The sequence below is a fragment of the Pseudomonas sp. B8(2017) genome, from assembly GCF_002113575.1.
Taxonomy (GTDB): domain Bacteria; phylum Pseudomonadota; class Gammaproteobacteria; order Pseudomonadales; family Pseudomonadaceae; genus Aquipseudomonas; species Aquipseudomonas putida_Z.
In genome coordinates this window covers 124,782-143,472 of record NZ_NEIO01000006.1, presented here as the reverse complement: position 1 = coordinate 143,472, position 18,691 = coordinate 124,782, and the positions used below count along the sequence as shown (strand labels likewise).

Here is an 18,691-nt window from a genome sequence, read left to right as displayed (position 1 = left end):
ATTAATTTAAAATTTTTTCAAAAAGTCGTTGACGAGCGGTCTGAAAGTCTATTTAATTCACCTCGTCGCCCAGATAGCTCAGTCGGTAGAGCAGAGGATTGAAAATCCTCGTGTCGGCGGTTCGACTCCGTCTCTGGGCACCACCTTCAAGCTTCTGGTGGTTGCAAAGTTACCCGAAGCGACAACAAGAAACCCGCCTAGTGCGGGTTTTTTGTTGTCTGTGGTTTTTGTTCTCCAGGAAAGCCCCCGCCTCATCGAGGGGGGGCCGCACTACAAAAACGCTTAACCCTCGAACTCACTCTGCGTCATCTGCCCCAAGTAGGAGACGCTCAACAAATGCAGCGTCTGGCCCGGGACCGAATCGGCGATTTTCTTGATGTCCGCCGCGGTCACCCGATAGTTGTCAGCGGGCAGAGTTCCCGAGCGGTAACCCACCTCCTCGCCGTCTTCGTCATAGCTGATGAAGTTCAGATAAAAGTAGTGCTTCATGTGTAACCTCCAGTTCAAGTGCCCCACACCGTGCGAGGCCTACGCAGCCTATTTGGCACTTGCAGCCGACAGCAGATGGAACCGATGACAAGGTGGCGCCAGGCCATTAGCCATTGACCCGCATCAACGAGGCAGCCGCCCACTCTCGATAGCATGGAGCATGGACATCCGAATCGACCCGCAAGGACCTCCATGAGCGAAGAATCCCCCCTCCTGCTCCCCGCCCCAGCGCGCCCGCCACCACCCAAGCCCGCACGCGCCGCCCACGCCAGCGCAAGCCGGAACCGACGATTACCAGCATCAGCCAGCAGCCCGCAGCGCTGGAAGTCGCCACCGCCCCCAAGGGCAGCAACGAAGACAGCACCTCGGCCCGCTTGCCGACCAGCTACCCATACCACACCCGTCTGCGTCGCCAGGACTACGAGAAGGCCAAGCACGCGCTGCAGATCGAGTTGCTCAAGGTGCAGAGCTGGGTAAAGGAAACCGGCCAGCGCGTGGTGATTCTGTTCGAAGGGCGCGATGCGGCGGGCAAGGGCGGTACCATCAAGCGTTTCATGGAGCACCTCAACCCACGCGGCGCCCGCATCGTGGCCCTGGAGAAGCCTTCCGAGCAGGAAAAAGGTCAGTGGTACTTCCAGCGCTATATCCAGCATCTGCCCACGGCGGGAGAAATGGTGTTCTTCGACCGCTCCTGGTACAACCGCGCCGGGGTCGAGAAGGTGATGGATTTCTGCTCGCCACTGCAGTACCTGGAGTTCATGCGCCAGGCGCCGGAGCTGGAGCGCATGCTGTGCAACAGCGGCATCCTGCTGTTCAAGTACTGGTTCTCGGTGAACCGCGAAGAGCAGCTGCGCCGCTTCATCTCGCGCCGGGACGACCCGCTCAAGCACTGGAAGCTGTCGCCCATCGACATCAAGTCGCTGGACAAGTGGGAGGACTACACCGCAGCCAAGGAGGCGATGTTCTTCCATACCGACACGGCCGATGCACCGTGGACGGTGATCAAGTCCGATGACAAGAAGCGTGCGCGGATCAACTGCATCCGGCACTTTCTGCATTCGCTGGATTACCCGGGCAAGGACCACAGCGTGGCGCATGCACCGGATGCGCTGCTGGTCGGGCGCGCATCGCGAGGTTTCGAGGAAGATGAGGCAGAGCCGCAGGCCAGTTGAATCGGCGTGCCTGCTGCGCTTCAATACGCGCAATTTCCGCCCCACCAAGGATTCACCCCATGGCCACCCCCACCAAGCAACAGAAACGCGCCAAGCGCGCCGCCAGCAAGGCCAAGCAGAACCGCATGGTACGCAGCGGCCAGGCAGTCAAGGCCAGCGCAGGCGACAGCACCAGCATCGAGCAGGTGTACAACAAGGCCATGGAATCGGGCAGCTACGACCCGCTGTTCAAGAAGATGAAGGAAGCCCAGGAAGGCGGCCTGGTGCCGATGATTTCGGTGTTCCTGGTAGACCCGCTGCTGGCCCTGGTGCTCAAGGGGCACAAGGAAGAACACGCCACCGACTACATCGTGCTGGTGTTCAATGCCTACCGCAAATGGCTGGACGGGGCCGACGAAGAGGCCACCATGGCCTGGCTGGAAAGCGATGAGTTCCAGGCAGCCTATGTGGCGGCTTCGGAGCTGGTTGCCAAGCAGCAACAGCAGCAGAAGCAGTTTGGCTGACAGGGCTGTGTAGCCTGCCCGGGCCCTATCGCCGGCAAGCCGGCTCCCACAAGCACACCACAGGGCCCGAAGGCAATGCCGTCCCCGTGGTAGCGGGCAAGCCCGCGAAAGGGCCGGAACAGGCAACAAAAAAGGCCGCGCCCTTCACAGGACGCGGCCTTTTCATTTCAGCCAGCGCGGATCAGTTGTCCAGCGCCACCCGCCCGGCAGCTTCACGCTTGCGGTGCACCAGCAAGCCAGCCGCCACCACACCAATGCTCAGCAGTGCGGTCGCGATGATTTCGGCGCGGTGGTCCTCACGCAGCGCCATTACCACCAGAATGGCAATGATGAAGGCAATGGTCGCCCAGGTCAGGCCCGGGAACAGCCACATCTTGAAGGTGATCTTCTCGCCGCGGGCCTCACGCTGGGCACGCATGCGCAGCTGCGACACGGCAATCACCAGGTACACCAGCAGCGCAATGGCACCAGAGCTGGCCAGCAGGAACTCGAACACCTGGGCCGGGGCCACGAAGTTGGCGAACACACAGAGGAACGCCGCTGCAGTGGACAGCAGAACCGCCACATGCGGGGTAGCCGACTTGGTGGTGCGCTGGGCAATGGCCGGGGCGTCACCACGCTTGCTCAGCGAGAACAGCATGCGCGACGAGGTGTACAGCGCCGAGTTCAGGCAGCTGGTCACGGCAATCAGCACGACGATGTCGACGATCAGCTTGGCATTCGGCACGCCGATGCGGCTCAGCACGGTCTGGTAGGAACCGGTCTCGGCCAGGGCCGGGTCGTTCCACGGCACCAGGGCCACGACCAGGAAGATCGACACCAGGTAGAACAGGCAGATACGCCAGATCACCGAGTTGGTGGCGCGGCTGATCTGCTTGCCCGGGTCCTTCGACTCGGCAGCGGCGATGGTAACGATTTCGGTACCCATGAACGAGAACATGGTGGTCAGCATGGCTGCCAGCACCGCGCCCAGGCCGTTAGGCATGAAGCCCTGGGTGTCGAACAGGTGGCTGGCACCGCTTACCTGGCTGCTCGGCACAAAGCCGAACATGGCAGCACAACCCACAGCGATGAAGCCGATGATCGCCAGCACCTTGAGCAGGGCGAACCAGAACTCGAACTCGCCGTAGTTCTTCACGCTGCACAGGTTGGTCAGGGTCAGCGCCAGTGTGATGACCAGGGAGAACGCCCACAGGTCGACCGCAGGGAACCAGGCATGCAGGATGGCCGCGGCGGCGTTGGCCTCCAGCGGAATTACCAGTACCCAGAACCACCAGTACAGCCAGCCAATGGTGAAACCGGCCCAGCGCCCGATGGCGCGGTCGGCATATGTAGAGAACGAACCGGTGTCAGGCGAGGCGACAGCCATTTCACCCAACATGCGCATCACCAGCACGACCAGCGTACCGGCGGCAGCGTAAGCCAGCAGCACGGCTGGGCCGGCAGCAGCGATGGCGTGGCCGGAGCCAACGAACAGGCCGGCACCGATGACGCCAGCGATGGACAGCATGGTCACATGCCGTTGTTTGAGCCCCTGAGCGAGGTCATTGGAATTGTTACCGCTCATTAAAACTACCTTTGTAAGGAGTGGACCACTCCGACTGCGGTTACGGAGCGCGCCTGGGGTTGACCTGGGCGTCGCTGCAATCGGCGGTTTCCTACTGGCAATAAGCGCGCCATGTGCTGAATGCATTCGTCAGAAAAGTCGGCAGGCCTTTTAGCATGCGGTTTGGAGTGCTTTCGGCCAACGGCTGACCGAAAGGCCGCCAAATCATCGGATTACTGAAATACCCACTTACAAACGCACCAAAGGTGCTCCCCGGTAACACCTGTGCACCGCTGCAATGCAAAAAAGTGCAACCTAGAGGTACAACCTGAAGACCTGACCGCACCCGTTCGCGGGCATGCCCGCTCCCACATGTCAGGTGCAACCATTGGAGCTATTTAAAGAACCTGTGGGAGCGGGCGAGCCCGCGAAAGGTCTAAAACCGCTTCCATGAGCGGGCCAAAGCTGGCACCATCGCGCCTTTTTTCATCAAGGCTCTGGTGCTGGGCGACACCTTCGCGGACATCCGCGCGACGTTGCGCTGCAACGATGCGACAAACCGCCCCACCAGCGCCCCGAGTCCCCAGCGACCCTGTTGGCCGTGATAATGCCGCTATGCTAGCTTGGCGCACGCCAGGAAGGCCGCCAACAGCTGGGAACGCACCCGTACACATGAGGACCGCACATGGCTCAGGCCACGCCCGCGCTGGAAATCCGCAATCTGCACAAACGCTACGGCGAGCAGGAAATTCTCAAGGGCATTTCGCTGACCGCACGCGACGGTGACGTGATCTCCATCCTGGGGTCGTCCGGCTCCGGCAAGTCCACCCTGCTGCGCTGCATCAACCTGCTCGAGAACCCGCACCAGGGCGAAATCCTGGTCGCCGGTGAAGCCCTCAAGCTCAAGGCCGCCAAGAACGGCGACCTGGTCGCCGCCGACAACCGCCAGATCAACCGCCTGCGCAGCGAGATCGGTTTCGTCTTCCAGAACTTCAACCTGTGGCCGCACATGTCGATCCTCGACAACATCATCGAGGCGCCACGCCGCGTGCTCGGCCAGAGCAAGGCCGAGGCCATCGAAGCCGCCGAAGCCCTGCTGAACAAGGTGGGCATCTACGACAAGCGCCACAGCTACCCCGCCCAGCTTTCCGGTGGCCAGCAACAGCGCGCCGCCATTGCCCGTACCCTGGCCATGAAGCCCAAGGTCATCCTGTTCGACGAGCCAACTTCGGCGCTCGACCCGGAAATGGTCCAGGAAGTGCTAAACGTTATCCGCGCATTGGCCGAAGAAGGCCGTACCATGCTGCTGGTGACGCACGAGATGAGCTTTGCCCGCCATGTGTCCAGTGAAGTCGTCTTCCTGCACCAGGGCCTGGTCGAAGAGCAGGGATCGCCGCAGCAGGTCTTCGAGAACCCGACCTCGGCGCGTTGCAAGCAATTCATGTCCAGCCACCGCTAACGGAGCAATACATGCACACTTACAAGAAGTTCCTCCTGGCAGCTGCTGCCACGCTGGTGATGTCGGCCAACGCCCTGGCCGCAGAAAAACTGCGCATGGGTATCGAAGCCGCCTACCCACCTTTCAACAACAAGGATGCCAGCGGTAACGTGGTCGGCTTCGACAAAGACATCGGCGACGCCCTGTGCGCCAAGATGAAAGTCGAGTGCTCGGTCGTCACCTCCGACTGGGACGGCATCATCCCGGCCCTGAACGCCAAGAAGTTCGACTTCCTGGTGTCGTCGCTGTCGATCACCGACGAGCGCAAACAGGCCGTGGACTTCACCGAGCCGTACTACTCCAACAAGCTGCAGTTCATCGCGCCGAAAAACGTCGACTTCAAGACTGACAAACCTTCGCTGAAGGGCAAGGTCATTGGCACCCAGCGCGCAACCTTGGCTGGCACTTACCTTGAAGACAACTACCCGGATGTCGAGATCAAACTCTACGACACCCAGGAAAACGCCTACCTCGACCTGGTTTCCGGCCGCATCGATGGCATCCTGGCCGACAAGTACGTGCAGTACGAGTGGCTGAAGAGCAAAGACGGCTCGAACTTCGAGTTCAAGGGCGAGCCAGTGATGGACAGCGACAAGATCGGCATTGCCGTGCGCAAGGGTGACACCAAGCTGCGCGACGACCTGAACAAGGCCCTGGCAGAAATCAAGGCCGACGGCACGTACAAGAAGATCAACGACAAGTACTTCCCGTTCAGCATCGAATGATCCGCCCCGACCGGCGCGCCCTTGCGGCGCGCCAGTCCCTAGAATGACCTGCCCATGAATATCGACCTGCACGGATTCGGTCCGGCCATGATGGCCGGCACCCTGATGACCGTAAAACTGGCGCTTTGCGCCTTGCTGCTGGGCCTGGTCCTGGGCCTGCTCGGCGCCCTGGCCAAGACTTCCTCGATCAAGCCACTGCAATGGCTTGGTGGCTTCTATTCGACCCTGGTTCGCGGCGTGCCCGAACTGCTGTGGGTACTGCTTATCTATTTCGGCACCGTCGGCTTGATGAACGCCCTCGGTGAAGCCCTGAACATGCCGGGCCTGGAGCTCAGCGCCTTCGCTGCGGGCGTGATCGCCCTGGGCCTGTGCTTCGGCGCCTATGCCACCGAAGTGTTCCGTGGCGCCATCCTGGCGATCCCCAAGGGCCACCGTGAAGCCGGCCTGGCGCTTGGCCTGTCCAAAGGCCGCATCCTGTCGCGGATCATCCTGCCGCAGATGTGGCGCATCGCCCTGCCCGGCCTTGGCAACCTGTTCATGATCCTGATGAAGGACACCGCCCTGGTGTCGGTAATCGGCCTGGAAGAAATCATGCGCCACGCACAAATCGGCGTGACCGTGACCAAAGAGCCGTTCACCTTCTACATGGTTGCGGCCTGCATCTACCTGAGCCTGACCATCATTGCCATGACCGGCATGCACTTCATGGAAAAACGCGCCGCTCGCGGCTTTGCGAGGGCCGAATAATGAATTGGGAAGTCATCATCAAATGGCTGCCACGCCTTGCCCAGGGTGCGACCCTGACCCTGGAGCTGGTGGCCATCGCGGTGGTTGCCGGGTTGATCCTGGCCATCCCGCTGGGCATCGCCCGCTCCTCGCGCCACTGGTATGTGCGCGCGGTGCCGTTCAGCTACATCTTCTTCTTCCGTGGCACGCCGCTGCTGGTGCAGCTGTTCCTGGTCTACTACGGCCTGGCGCAGTTCGACGCGGTGCGTTCGAGTTCGCTGTGGCCGTACCTGCGCGACCCGTTCTGGTGCACCGTGCTGACCATGACCCTGCACACTGCTGCCTACATCGCCGAGATCCTGCGCGGCGCGCTGCAGTCGATCCCCAAGGGTGAGATCGAGGCGGCGCGGGCGCTGGGCATGTCGCGGGGCAAGACGCTGTTCTACATCATGCTGCCACGCGCCGCGCGCATCGGCCTGCCGGCGTACAGCAACGAAGTGATCCTGATGCTCAAGGCCAGCGCCCTGGCCAGTACCGTGACCCTGCTGGAACTGACCGGCATGGCCCGTACCATCATCGCCCGCACCTACCTGCCGGTAGAGATCTTCTTTGCCGCCGGGGTGTTCTACCTGGTGATCTCGTTCGTGCTGGTGCAGGGTTTCAAGCTGCTGGAGCGCTGGTTGCGCGTGGATGCCTGCCAGGGCCGCTGAGACCTCACTGACAGCTTCGCGGGCACGCCCGCTCCCACAGGTGTAGCGCCAACCTTGAATGTAGCGCTATACCTGTGGGAGCGGGCGTGCCCGCGAAGAGGCCCTCAAAACCACCACACATCCTTGCCATGCCCAACCACCTCCACAGCCCCCACCTAAGCACCCGCTTCCAGGCCCTCGACCAGTTCCTGATCGAGCACCAGCAGCTGTGGAAACCCCGCCCCTTCACCAGCCTGCAGCTGGCCTGGGAAACCGCCCACCCCGAGCTTGCCGCCCACCTGCGCCAATGCTCCCTGGCAGACGCCGAAACCGACACCACCGCTGCCCTGTTGCCCGCCCCGTTCCCGCAACTGGCCCAGCAAGCCCGACAGCTTTCGGCACTCGGCAACCTCCCGGAAACCGACCTGCCTCCCGCCGCGCATCGCCTCGACGTAGCCGTCCCCGGCCGCAAATGGCAGCAGATCGAAGCCTTCGCCAGCCACCTGGCCTTCCGCGAACAGCCCAGTCACTGGCTGGACTGGTGCTCCGGCAAAGGCCACCTGGGCCGCCGCCTGCTGCAACCCGGCCAACACCTGACCTGCCTGGAATACGATGCCGAACTGGTCGCCGCCGGCCAGGCCCTGAGCGCGCACCACCACTTGCCGGCGCAGCATGTGCACCAGGATGTGATGGCCAACGACAGCGCCCGCCACCTGGCTGGCGACAAAAGCGTGGTCGCCCTGCACGCCTGTGGCGACCTGCATGTGCGCCTGATGCAACTGGCCAGCCAGCAAGGTTGCCGGCAACTGGCCGTCGCCCCCTGCTGCTACAACCGCATCGCGGCGCAGCAATACCAGGCGTTATCCACAGCCGCCCAAGCCTCCTGCCTGCGGCTGTCACTGGACGACCTGGGCCTGCCCTTGAGCGAAACCGTTACCGCCGGCGCCCGTGTGCGACGCCAGCGCGACACCTCGATGGCCCGGCGCCTGGGCTTCGATCTGCTGCAACGCCAGCAGCGCCAGACCGATGAGTACCTGCCGACACCGTCGCTACCCGTAGCCTGGCTGGAGAAGCCCTTCGAGCAGTACTGCCGCGACCTGGCCGAACTCAAGCAATTGCAGCTGACTGGCAACCCGGACTGGGCAGCCCTGGAAGCCGCTGGCTGGCAGCGCCTGGCCGAGGTCCGCAACCTGGAGCGCGTGCGCAACCTGTTCCGCCGGCCGCTGGAGCTGTGGCTGGTACTCGATCGCGCCCTGTTCCTCGAAGAACAAGGCTACAACGTGCGCCTTGGCCTGTTCTGCGACTACCCACTCACCCCGCGCAACCTGCTAATCCTTGCCGAACGCGACCGTTAGCCGCAGCACAACCTGTGGATAACTCTGTGAACAAGCTTGTGATTACCTGTTGGATCCAAGCGCTATTTCAAGCGTTTGGCTTATTCCAGCTTGCGCGTCAAGGCCAGTAAAAACAGGCGTTTGCGCAAAGACCGGCGGTGTATCGAGCCGGCATGCCTTTCGCGCAAGTCGCCGATGCCACTTGTGCATAAACATTTCTTGTGGTTGGCGACTGCGTCTAAAGCCTTACCCAGAATGGCCTGATTTACGCGGTCCCTTGTGGGAGCGGCCTTGTGTCGCGAAAGGGCTGCAACGCAGCCCCAGCGATCTCTGCAAATACGCCAAAAACGGGGGCCGCCTTGCGGCCCATCGCGACACAAGGCCGCTCCCACACTGACCGCATCAGGGCTCAATGCGCCTTGTTCTTGGCAATCTCGATATCGTTCATCAGCGCCTTGGCCATGTCGCACAGATAATCGGCGGCGCCCAGGAATTTATGGTCATCCTCCATATCCCCCTCGCGCACCAGATGCTTGATGTAGCCCATCAGGATCGAGACATGCTCATAGGCAGCATCGACGGGGACGCCAGGCTCGACACGTAGCAGATTGAGGGATGGGTTACCGGCTGCGAGGAAGGTTTCCACGCCTGCGGTGGTGAGTGGCTTGGGGCTGCGGGGATCAGTATCGATCGTTTTCAATTTTCAAACTCCCTAGTTCAAAGGAGTTGCCGTGTTCATTCTTTCTCACGGAACAAAGGCGGCAACCGTGCACGAGGTGAGAAACCGAGTGAACATAGGAAGCTCGGCCAGACCAAAGTCTGCCCGCGCACGGTCGCCATTACGCAGCCGATACGTTCAAAATCGGGTTCTCACACCCGGTCGCCAGAGCGACCCGAAAACGGTATCCGTGAGCCATTTCCCCGACAACAGCGATACTTCGGCGGCGCGCGTAGGATAGTTCCGAAGCCACCAAACCCTGAAGTTGTTAGCCCTAAAGTTCAGAATCTTCGTACAGCTGATGGCCCTTTCGCGGGCGCGCCCGCTCCCACAGGTACTACACAGTTTCAAGGCTTGTGGAGATCCTGTGGGAGCGGGCAAGCCCGCGAATAGGCCATCACAAGCAACACAAAGCTAATGCCTGACCACCGCAACGGTGTATCATCCGCCCCCCAAATGATTAAAAAGTGACGTCGCGCGCTGCCCGCCAGCCCCGCGACCTTCTGGCGTTGCGCCAGAACCGACAATGGACTAACGGACCCGACCATCGTGACTCAAGCCAAGCCCCTCGCCCTGCTGACCCTCGCCCTGGCCCTGGCCCTGACCGGCTGCGCCAGCGGCACCGCTCCCCACCCCACCAGCAGCCTGGGCTGGAACCACCCCGGCATGCAGCTGGGCGGCGACAACGGCCTGCCCCTGCGCACCGAAAGCCCCTGCCGCAAGCGCGGCTGCGACAACGACAAGCTGTTCTTCAACCCGGGCAAAACCGAGCCAAGCGTCACCACCATCCATCGCGGCTGGTAGGAAAATTCTTCTTTCAAGTCGGTGACTTAGGTCATTTGCGAACATTCGCAACGAAGTGGTTTACAGGCGCCAACCGATCGTTATAATGACGCCCCATTGCCGGTATAGCTCAGATGGTAGAGCAACTGACTTGTAATCAGTAGGTCCCGGGTTCGATTCCTGGTGCCGGCACCATACGCAGTATCAAAAAAGGCTCACCGAAAGGTGGGCCTTTTTTGTTTTCAGGGTCGCCCAACCACATCAGCCTTGGCCTTGAGGTCGATGCGGTCGGTGTAGGAGCTGGCTTGCCTGCGATGGGCTGCGCAGCGGCCCCCAGCGATCCCAAAGAAGAGAGCAGCCAGAGACCAGACACATCTTCCAATATAAACGCTTTGACTCGCCCACCTGGCCCCGCCACGATTTATCGCAAATTTTAGATATTCCTGCTGAGGCAAGCCGATGGCGCTTCAATTTCACGAAAGCCCTTTCCACGCCACCCACGATGCAGACACGGCCAGCAAAATGGCCTTGAAAATGGACCTGTCCATTTTCATCACGGACTGCATCAAAAAAATGGGCCTCAAGCAGCATGATGCTGCGGTCAGGCTGAACGTAACCCAATCCCGAAAATCCGAGCTTGCAAATGGTTGATTCTCGATGAAGCGCGAGAGTGGGGCCAGTAATACCAGTGAGGCGATGACTGTGCCCTCGAATACGGCGCATGGGGCCCGGCATTGCGACACCTCCCCGCTCGATTACTCGCTAGAAAAACTCTGGGCGCTTGTGTCCTCTGACATGCCCCCCTCTGATCAACATGCCCGTCAGGCACTTGAGCACCTGGTCGTTCAAGCTACAAAAACCTCGCTGGACAAGCTCGACAAGGCCGTTGCCGAGACTTTTGCTCTCCTCTTCTGGTACAGAAACGAGGATATGCGCGAAGCATTGGAAAATCGCTTGAACATGCCAAGGCTCGCCCCCGTAAGGAAGCGGCGCCTGATGTATCTGGTTGACCGGCTTCGCCGTTTTCCATGCATGAAGCCGGAACAAGCCGAGCAGATGAAGAAGCTGGTCATCCGCTGGAAGGACCTGGCTCAAGATCTGAATGGAAAACAGGTAGAAAAGGCGCAAGCGGTAAACCGTTACGACAAGGTTGCTGCTACGTGGGGCGTGGCTGAGCCCGTATCCAGCCTGATGAGCCTGGTACTAGACCTGCAAACCCGGCACTTCGTAGATGCCCATGATCTGCCGAATGGCTATGCCCAGTTGGCAACGCGTCCACCTCAACACTGATCCGATAATGTTGGGTCAGTTGTTTGTAGTGGCTGTACTCCTCCCCAAGATTGATCTCAATCAAGCCTGACGCCAGCACGCAGCGTAGCCTGAGATCAGTCAGCCCTTGAGGGAAGGAAACCATGGCCAAGAAATTCCCCACAAACCCCAGCCACCCGGAGCGCATCTGCTGGGGCTGCGACCTGTACTGCCCGGCCAAGTCATTGGCCTGTGGCAATGGGGCGAGTCGGACCATGCACCCGGTGGAACTGTTTGGCGAGGACTGGGACAGTTTCGAGGACCGGCTGGAGAAGCCGGTTGATCGCCAGCAGGAGACTGGCCCTAGGTGAAATAGGGCAGCTTTGCGGCCCATAGCCGGCAAGCCAGGCTCTCATAGAACTGCACATAACTCATTGAATTAGCAGGGGCAATGTGGGAGCGGCTTTAGCCGCGAACACCGGCGCAGCCGGTGCCATGCACCGCGTTGGATTCTTCGCGGCTAAAGCCGCTCCCACAGGGTACGCGGATTGCTTGCAATTTCAGTTATCTACGCGACAGCGCAGCCCAAAGGGCTGGGCCATCTACCACAGATACAGCGCATGGTTTGAGCCTGGCGCCGACCCAGCGAATCAGGTGCTGCGGTGGATGGCACGGGCTTCGCCCGTGTTCGCGGGCGCGCCCGCTCCCACAGGGATTGCGCCACCTGTTAGAAATTGAGCAAGGCAGTTGCTACCAAAATACCTGTGGGAGCCCGGCTTGCCGGCGATGGGCTGCGCAGCAGCCCCAAGTGCGGTTGATCAGAACGCTGTGCTGACCGTCAGCGACAGGTTGCGTGGGTCACCATAAATTGCCCCGGCATAAAACCCGTAGCGGGTGTAGTAGTGCTTGTCGAAGAGGTTGTTGGCGTTGAGACTGACGCTGGTGTCGTCGGTAAGCTGGTACTTGGCCATGGCATTCCAGATGGCATAACCGGACCAGTTCACGTCAGTGGCACCGTTGCTCACACCATTGCTCGGCTGGCCCGCCGGGCTGGAGATTGCGCGGATGTTGCTCTGCGCAGTCACCCCGGCGCCCAGGGTCAGGCGGTCGAGCGGGCCGGAAAGGCGGTAGGTGGTCGAGGCCTTGAACAGGTGCGATGGGTCGCTGCGGCCGTCGCTGTCGACGCGGCGGAAGTGCAGGTAGGTGTAGCCGGCGTACACGTTCCAGCTAGGGGTCAGGGCGCCGGCGATTTCCAGGTCGATACCGTCGGTTTCCTGGCCGGAACCGGCCTTGTAGGCGTCACCACCGGTGGGGGTGGTCAGGTCGCCGTCGAGCACTGCCTTGTTTTCCTGCTTGGTGCGGAAGTACGCCGCCGAGGCGTTCAGGCGGCCATCGAACCACTCTCCCTTGATACCCGTCTCGTAGCTTTGCCCGCGAATCGGCTCGACCTTGCTGCCGCTGCTGGTTTCAGCGGTTTGCGGGGTGAAGATGTCGGTGTAGCTGGCATACAGCGAGTAGTTGTCGTTGAGGTCGTACACCGCGCCCAGGTACGGGGTGACGATGCCGTTCTCTTCCTGGCTGGTACGTGCGCCAGTCACGCTGCGGGTGGTGGCCGAGTAGTTGCTGGTTCGCACGCCGAGGATGACCGACAGTGGGTCGGTGATGCTCAGCCGGGTTGCCGCGTACATGCCCTGCAGGCGGGTGGTGGTCTTGCTGTGGCGGCCAGTGCGCGAGGCGATGATGTTGTAGTCGTCATCCACGCCATTGCGCCAGTCGGTCAGCGGGAAGCCGTTGTTGGCGCGGAACTGGCAACCCAGCGCAGGCGCACTGGCCATGCCGTCGCCAACCATGGTGCAGGTGTATTCCGGCGACCAGGCCACGGTGCGGCTGTCGTTGTAGCCAACCATCGCCTGGTGGGTACGGCCAAACAGTTGGAACGGGCCGGACAGGTCAATCTGCGCCGACTGCTGGGTGGTGTCGGTGGAGCTGTGCAGGCCGTTGAGCACGGCGCCGCTGCCATCCTGGTCCCAGTAGCCGCCGTAGCTGCCACGGCCCGCCGAGTTGACCTTGGCCAGGCCACGGTGGTTGAGGGTTTCGGCGGTGCTCTGGGCGGCTTTCAGGTCCAGCGTCCAGTCGTTGTCGAAGCGGTGCTCCAGCGAGCCGAACGCGGTACGGGTGGTGTACTCGCCAAAGCTCCAGCTGGGTACCACGTTGGTGCTGCGCGGCAGGTCGGTCTTGCTGCCATCGCTGTACCAGATCGGGATGTTCGCACCCCAGCCACCGCCAACAATCTTGTTGTACTCGTACTGGTAGCCGGCACCCAGGGTGGTGGCGTCGTCCAGGTCGAACTCGAAGTTGGCCAGCGCGGCGCGGGAGCGCTCGGACTGGTTGTCGCGGAATGAGTTGGCGTCCTGCTGGGTCATCACGAAGCGCGAACGCAGGCGGCCGTCTTCGGACAGCGGCAGGTTGAGGTCGGCGCCCAGGCGGCGCTTGTCCCAGCTGCCGTAGGTGGCATAGGCGCTACCGCCGAACGTCCTGGTCGGTGCCTTGCGGATCAGGTTGACGGTGGCCGACGGGTCGCCGGTACCGCCCAGCAGGCCGTTGGCGCCGCGCACGATGTCGATGCGCTCGTACAGGTCCATGTTCAGTGCGTTGCCGCCACCACTGAAGTCCGAGCCGCCCTGAAACTGCAGGCCATCGACCTTCCAGTTGCTGATCGAGTAACCACGGGCACGGTAGTCGGTACGCCCGCCCACTTCGGACTTGCTCGCGGTCACGCCTGGGGTGGTTTCCAGCGCTTGCTCGATGGTGTGGATGTCGCGGTCATCCATCTGCTGGCGGGTAATGGTGGTGACCGACTGCGGCGTCTGGCGCGGCGTCAGGGCCAGGCCGGTGGAGCTGCGGGTGCTTTCGACGGTGTAACCCAGCTGGCCGGCTTCGTCGGCAGGCAGCAGGGCGCTGTCTTCGATCTGCGTGGCCTCCAGTTCCAGGGGCTTGCTGTCGGCAGCCATCGCGCCACCGCTGACGGCCACGGCAATGAACAGGGCCAGCGGTTTGAGGCGCGTGCCGCCTCGGCTGATGGAGGGGAAGGCGTTCGGTGTGCTCTCGGAGTTCATTTGGGAAGGCTTCGTATTTGCAGATGATTTTTTGTTAGGATTCTAGGGATCGGCCCCCCGGGCTCCAGACCCGGCTTGTACGGGGATGTAATCGAACGTAACGAGCGCCACCGGCCCTCACCGAACAGGTGTTTATCTGCATGAGCACAACTTTGCTTGTTGTCGACGATGACGACGAGATCCGCGAACTTCTTTGTGATTACCTGACAGATGCCGGCTATAACGTGCTGGCAGCGGCTGACGGCGAGCAGATGCGCGAACAACTGGCCCGGCACAAGGTGGAGCTGGTGGTGCTGGACCTGATGCTGCCGGGCGAAGACGGCCTGAGCCTGTGCCGCCAGCTGCAAGCCACGCCGGGGCTGGCGGTGATCATGCTGTCGGCCAAGGGCAGCACTCTGGACCGCATCATCGGCCTGGAGGTGGGTGCCGATGACTACCTGGCCAAGCCCTTCGAGCCACGCGAGCTGATCGCCCGGATCAAGGCCGTGCTGCGTCGTCCGCAACGCCTGGATGCCCCCGCCGAAGAGCCGGTAGAAGATGCGCAGCTGTTCGCCGGCTTCCGCCTGGAACACGTGAAACGCCTGCTCACCCGCCCCGATGGCGAGACCCTGACCCTGCCCCGCTCCGACTACCGCGTACTGCGCGAGCTGCTGGAAGCCAACAACCGCGTGGTGTCCCGCGACCAGCTGACGCGCAGTGCGTTCGGCCGCGACCACCTGCCCGACGACCGTTCGGTGGACATGTGCGTCAGCCGCCTGCGCCAGCACCTGCGCCACGCGCCGGCGGGTGCCGCGCAAATTCTCACTATCCGCAACGAAGGCTATTTGCTGAGCATCGCCGCCAACGGGGCCGATGCCTGACATGCGCTGGCTGCGCCGGCTGTGGCCACGCACGTTGTTCGGCCAGTTGCTGCTGATCATGGTCAGCGGCACCGTGCTGATCCAGTTGATGTCCAGCAGCATCTGGTTCGATGTGCGTTTTGCCCAGGTTCTCGAGGCCCCTGTCCGGCTGATTGCCGCACGCAGCGCGCCGTTGATCGCCCAGGCCGACTGCCGTGCCGGTGCACTGCAGGCGCCAGCGCATTACCAACTGCGTTGCAGTGAAGCCCTGCCCACGCCGGTGCAGGACGAGCGCCGCGGGCGCAGGCGTGTCGAGCTGTTGCTGCACCAGGCCCTCGAGTACGAGTTGGGGCATGCCCAGGACGTGCGCCTGATGAAGGTGCAGTTGACCGACGAACAGGGCCAGCCGATCGTCTGGCGCAGCCTGTTCGGCCTGCGCACGGCCCAGGCGCATCTGCAGTTCGCGGTGCCGTTGGCCAATGGGCACTGGCTGACCATCGAGGGCCAGGAACTGCAAGGCTGGAGCGGCGAGTCGGCCTGGGTGTTGATCAGCGATTACCTGTTGCGGGTGTACGCGCTGCGCATCGTCGCGGTATTGCTGGTATGCCTGATAGCCGTGCGCCTGTGCCTGCGCCCGTTGCGGCGCCTGGCCGATGCCGCGCGCGGCCTGGGCAGCAACCTCGAGCAGCCGCCCTTGGCGCTGGATGGCCCGGAGGAAGTGCGCCAGGCGGCCCAGGCCTTCAACGCCATGCAGCAGCGGCTGATCGCGATGGTCAACGACAAGGCCTACTTCCTGGCCGCCGTGTCCCACGACCTGCGCACCCCGTTGACGCGCATGCGCCTGCGCCTGGAGCGCCTGCCGGACGACGAAAACCGGCAGCGCCTGCGGCAGAACATTGCACAGATGGACAACATGATCGGCCAGGTGCTCGATTACCTGCGCGCGGGGGAGCAACAGAACTTGCAGCAGATGGACCTGGACCGGCTGGTGGTGCGCCAGTGCGCGGAGCTGGCCACTGCCGAAGAGCCACTGCCAGTGCATGGCCAGGCAGGCAGCCTGCGGGCCGATGCCCTGCTGCTGCAGCGCTGCCTGCAGAACCTGCTGGTCAATGCATTGCGTTATGCCAAGGAGGTTTCGGTCACGCTGGAGCAGGCGACCACGGGGGTGTTCATCCATATCGATGACCGCGGCCCGGGGATTGCTCCGACCCTGCTGGCGACCATCATCGACCCGTTCGTGCGTGGTGAAGGGTCGCGCAACCAGGCGTCCGGGGGGTATGGGCTGGGGTTGAGCATTGCCCAGCGGATTGCTGCCAGCCATGGGGGCGAGTTGCTGCTGGCGAACCGCGAGGGGGGTGGGTTGCGGGTCAGCGTGTTGTTGCCTCGCTAACACTTTTGCGGGGGAGGAACTGTACCGCCTGTGCGGGCCTCATCGCCGGCAAGCCAGCTCCCACAGGTACTGCGCATGGCTTGAAATCGGTGCGGTCGAGGTGGGAGCTGGCTTGCCGGCGATGAGGCCAGCACAGGCAACACAACCACATTCAGGTAACAGTCTTTTACCGATTACCCAGGTTTTCCCCTCCCCGCCTTTGCCTATCCTATGCCCGGTCATCCTGCCTGCGATGGACCCATGAAACACTCTCTACCCAGCCGCTACGCCTGCCTCGCCCTCTGCCTGCTGTTCACCTTCGCCAGCCTGCCGCTGCTACCCCAGCATGCCTGGCTGTGGCCGTTGACACTGATCACCGCGCTGCTCAGCCTGGTCGGCCTGAACGACCTGCGGCAAAGCCACCACGCCGTGCGCCGCAACTACCCGATCCTGGGCAACATCCGCTACCTTATCGAAACCATCCGCCCGGAAATCCGCCAGTACCTGATCGAGGGCGACGACGACAAGCTGCCGTTCTCCCGCTCGCAGCGTTCGCTGGTCTACGCCAGGGCCAAGAACGAAAGCGCCGAGAAGGCCTTCGGCACCCTCAACGATGCCTACAAGCCCGGCTTCGAGTTCATCAGCCATTCCATGCTGCCAGTGGCCACGCCAGACCCGGCATCGTTCCGCATCGCCATTGGCGGGCCGCAATGCCGCCTGCCCTACTCGGCATCGATCTTCAATATCTCGGCCATGAGCTTCGGCGCCCTCAGTGCCAACGCCATCGCTGCCCTGAACCGCGGCGCACGCATGGGCCGTTTTGCCCATGACACCGGCGAAGGCAGCATCAGCCCGTACCACCGCGAACATGGCGGTGACCTGATCTGGGAAATCGGCAGTGGCTACTTCGGCTGCCGCACCGAGGACGGCCGCTTCGACCCACAGCGCTTCGCCGAGCAGGCGCGCTCGCCGCAGGTGAAGATGATCGAGATCAAGCTCAGCCAGGGCGCCAAGCCGGGCCACGGCGGCATCCTGCCGGGGCACAAGGTCAGCCCCGAAATTGCCGCAACCCGTGGCGTGCGCGAGGGCGAGGATTGCATCTCGCCGGCGGCGCACAGTGCCTTCCGTACCCCGGTCGAGTTGCTGCAGTTCGTTGCCAGACTGCGCGAGCTGTCGGGCGGCAAGCCGGTGGGGTTCAAATTCTGCCTGGGCCACCCTTGGGAGTTCATGGGCATTGCCAAGGCCATGCTGGCCACTGGCATCACTCCGGACTTCATCGTCGTCGATGGCAAGGAAGGCGGCACCGGGGCGGCGCCACGCGAGTTCAGCGACAACATGGGCGTGCCGATGCGCGAGGGCCTGATGTTCGTGCACAACACCCTGGTCGGCCTGAACCTGCGCGCCAGTATCCGCATTGGCGCGGCAGGCAAGATCGTCAGCGCCTTCGACATCGCCAGCGTGCTCGCCATCGGGGCGGACTGGGTCAACTCCGCGCGCGGCTTCATGTTCGCCATCGGCTGCATCCAGTCGCAGAGCTGCCATACCAACAAATGCCCGACCGGCGTGGCCACGCAAGACCCGCTGCGCCAGCGCGCCCTGGTGGTGCCGGACAAGGCCGAGCGGGTGGCAAGCTTCCACCGCAACACGCTGCATACGTTGGCCGAAATGTTGGCTGCCGCGGGCCTGGAACACCCTTCGGAGCTCAAGCCCAAGCATCTGGCGCGACGTATCAGCCCTAGCGAAATCGGGCTGTTCTCGGACCTGCACACATTCCTCAAGCCGGGCGAATTGCTCAGTGGCTCGATTGAAAGCGAGTTTTATGCGCGGATGTGGCGGATGGCGCGTAGTGACAGCTTTGCGCCGGAGACTGGGGAGGGAGAGGTGAAGGTTGCTGGGGTGCGGCGCAGGGAAGTGGAGCCTGCGTGAAAGCCGGGGG

17 protein-coding genes, 2 tRNA genes and 1 pseudogene are annotated in these 18,691 nt (G+C 62.5%); 16 read left to right on the top strand and 4 right to left on the bottom strand.

Translation table 11 applies throughout. The features are described 5' to 3' along the window. The first annotated feature begins 67 nt into the window (after positions 1 to 67). A tRNA-Phe gene (locus CAG22_RS11870) sits at positions 68 to 143 on the top strand. Positions 144 to 282: 139 nt separating this feature from the next. Here CAG22_RS11870 and CAG22_RS11865 read toward each other — a convergent pair. Then, the gene (locus CAG22_RS11865; protein ID WP_085591894.1) at positions 283 to 489 is read right to left on the bottom strand and encodes a hypothetical protein; all 207 of its coding nucleotides are present in this window, start codon (positions 487 to 489) and stop codon (positions 283 to 285) included. Between the two features lie 299 nt (positions 490 to 788). Here CAG22_RS11865 and ppk2 point away from each other — a divergent pair, with 299 nt between their 5' ends. Beyond that, a complete protein-coding gene (gene ppk2, locus CAG22_RS11860; protein ID WP_170929295.1) occupies positions 789 to 1,661 on the top strand; it encodes a polyphosphate kinase 2 in 873 nt (290 codons plus the stop codon). A gap of 59 nt (positions 1,662 to 1,720) precedes the next feature. Beyond that, positions 1,721 to 2,164, top strand: coding sequence for a hypothetical protein (locus tag CAG22_RS11855; protein WP_085705518.1), 444 nt, complete (start codon positions 1,721 to 1,723; stop codon positions 2,162 to 2,164). Between the two features lie 181 nt (positions 2,165 to 2,345). Here CAG22_RS11855 and gabP read toward each other — a convergent pair whose 3' ends face one another. Beyond that, entirely contained in the window at positions 2,346 to 3,731 is a 1,386-nt protein-coding gene (gabP, locus tag CAG22_RS11850; RefSeq protein ID WP_025337364.1) for a GABA permease, read from the bottom strand. A 664-nt stretch (positions 3,732 to 4,395) separates the two neighbouring features. On the opposite strand from gabP, the gene CAG22_RS11845 reads away from it, so the two are divergent. The 5 genes from CAG22_RS11845 to CAG22_RS11825 all read left to right on the top strand — a co-directional run bounded on the left by CAG22_RS11845 (position 4,396) and on the right by CAG22_RS11825 (position 8,703). Continuing rightward, positions 4,396 to 5,169: an ABC transporter ATP-binding protein gene (locus tag CAG22_RS11845; RefSeq protein WP_003257472.1), complete on the top strand. Its 774-nt coding sequence runs from the start codon at positions 4,396 to 4,398 to the stop codon at positions 5,167 to 5,169. Positions 5,170 to 5,180: 11 nt separating this feature from the next. After that, positions 5,181 to 5,933, top strand: coding sequence for an ABC transporter substrate-binding protein (locus CAG22_RS11840; RefSeq protein WP_013970486.1), 753 nt, complete (start codon positions 5,181 to 5,183; stop codon positions 5,931 to 5,933). A 54-nt stretch (positions 5,934 to 5,987) separates the two neighbouring features. Further along, positions 5,988 to 6,680: an ABC transporter permease gene (locus CAG22_RS11835; RefSeq protein WP_025337363.1), complete on the top strand. Its 693-nt coding sequence runs from the start codon at positions 5,988 to 5,990 to the stop codon at positions 6,678 to 6,680. Continuing rightward, on the top strand, positions 6,680 to 7,369 hold the full coding sequence (locus tag CAG22_RS11830) for an ABC transporter permease (protein ID WP_015268628.1): 690 nt from the start codon (positions 6,680 to 6,682) through the stop codon (positions 7,367 to 7,369). The genes CAG22_RS11835 and CAG22_RS11830 overlap by 1 nt, the downstream gene beginning before the upstream one ends. 128 nt (positions 7,370 to 7,497) lie before the next feature. After that, positions 7,498 to 8,703 (top strand): methyltransferase, encoded by a 1,206-nt coding sequence (locus tag CAG22_RS11825; protein WP_085705517.1) that lies wholly within the window; start codon positions 7,498 to 7,500, stop codon positions 8,701 to 8,703. A gap of 388 nt (positions 8,704 to 9,091) precedes the next feature. Here CAG22_RS11825 and CAG22_RS11820 read toward each other — a convergent pair whose 3' ends face one another. Then, positions 9,092 to 9,382 carry a DUF3077 domain-containing protein gene (locus CAG22_RS11820; protein WP_085705516.1) on the bottom strand — a complete coding sequence of 97 codons (291 nt, stop codon included), beginning with the start codon at positions 9,380 to 9,382 and terminating at the stop codon, positions 9,092 to 9,094. Between the two features lie 567 nt (positions 9,383 to 9,949). On the opposite strand from CAG22_RS11820, the gene CAG22_RS11810 reads away from it, so the two are divergent. The 5 genes and pseudogenes from CAG22_RS11810 to CAG22_RS11790 all read left to right on the top strand — a co-directional run bounded on the left by CAG22_RS11810 (position 9,950) and on the right by CAG22_RS11790 (position 11,802). Continuing rightward, on the top strand, positions 9,950 to 10,204 hold the full coding sequence (locus tag CAG22_RS11810) for a hypothetical protein (protein WP_085691985.1): 255 nt from the start codon (positions 9,950 to 9,952) through the stop codon (positions 10,202 to 10,204). Positions 10,205 to 10,302: 98 nt separating this feature from the next. Then, positions 10,303 to 10,378 (top strand) — tRNA-Thr (locus CAG22_RS11805). Positions 10,379 to 10,642: 264 nt separating this feature from the next. Continuing rightward, a pseudogene (locus CAG22_RS11800) lies at positions 10,643 to 10,831 on the top strand (XRE family transcriptional regulator); the annotation flags it as partial. Between the two features lie 9 nt (positions 10,832 to 10,840). Further along, on the top strand, positions 10,841 to 11,473 hold the full coding sequence (locus CAG22_RS11795) for a hypothetical protein (RefSeq protein ID WP_256582424.1): 633 nt from the start codon (positions 10,841 to 10,843) through the stop codon (positions 11,471 to 11,473). A 122-nt stretch (positions 11,474 to 11,595) separates the two neighbouring features. Then, positions 11,596 to 11,802, top strand: coding sequence for a DUF3079 domain-containing protein (locus CAG22_RS11790; protein WP_085705515.1), 207 nt, complete (start codon positions 11,596 to 11,598; stop codon positions 11,800 to 11,802). A 447-nt stretch (positions 11,803 to 12,249) separates the two neighbouring features. On the opposite strand, the gene CAG22_RS11785 is transcribed toward CAG22_RS11790, so the two are convergent. Next, complete coding sequence (locus CAG22_RS11785; RefSeq protein WP_085705514.1) at positions 12,250 to 14,547, bottom strand: TonB-dependent siderophore receptor; 2,298 nt, start codon at positions 14,545 to 14,547, stop codon at positions 12,250 to 12,252. A 140-nt stretch (positions 14,548 to 14,687) separates the two neighbouring features. Here CAG22_RS11785 and CAG22_RS11780 point away from each other — a divergent pair, with 140 nt between their 5' ends. The 3 genes from CAG22_RS11780 to CAG22_RS11770 all read left to right on the top strand — a co-directional run bounded on the left by CAG22_RS11780 (position 14,688) and on the right by CAG22_RS11770 (position 18,681). Next, entirely contained in the window at positions 14,688 to 15,407 is a 720-nt protein-coding gene (locus CAG22_RS11780) for a response regulator (RefSeq protein ID WP_054573664.1), read from the top strand. 1 nt (position 15,408) lies between these two features. Then, entirely contained in the window at positions 15,409 to 16,776 is a 1,368-nt protein-coding gene (locus tag CAG22_RS11775; RefSeq protein ID WP_085705565.1) for an ATP-binding protein, read from the top strand. Positions 16,777 to 17,016: 240 nt separating this feature from the next. Further along, entirely contained in the window at positions 17,017 to 18,681 is a 1,665-nt protein-coding gene (locus tag CAG22_RS11770) for an FMN-binding glutamate synthase family protein (RefSeq protein ID WP_085705513.1), read from the top strand. Positions 18,682 to 18,691 lie beyond the last annotated feature (10 nt).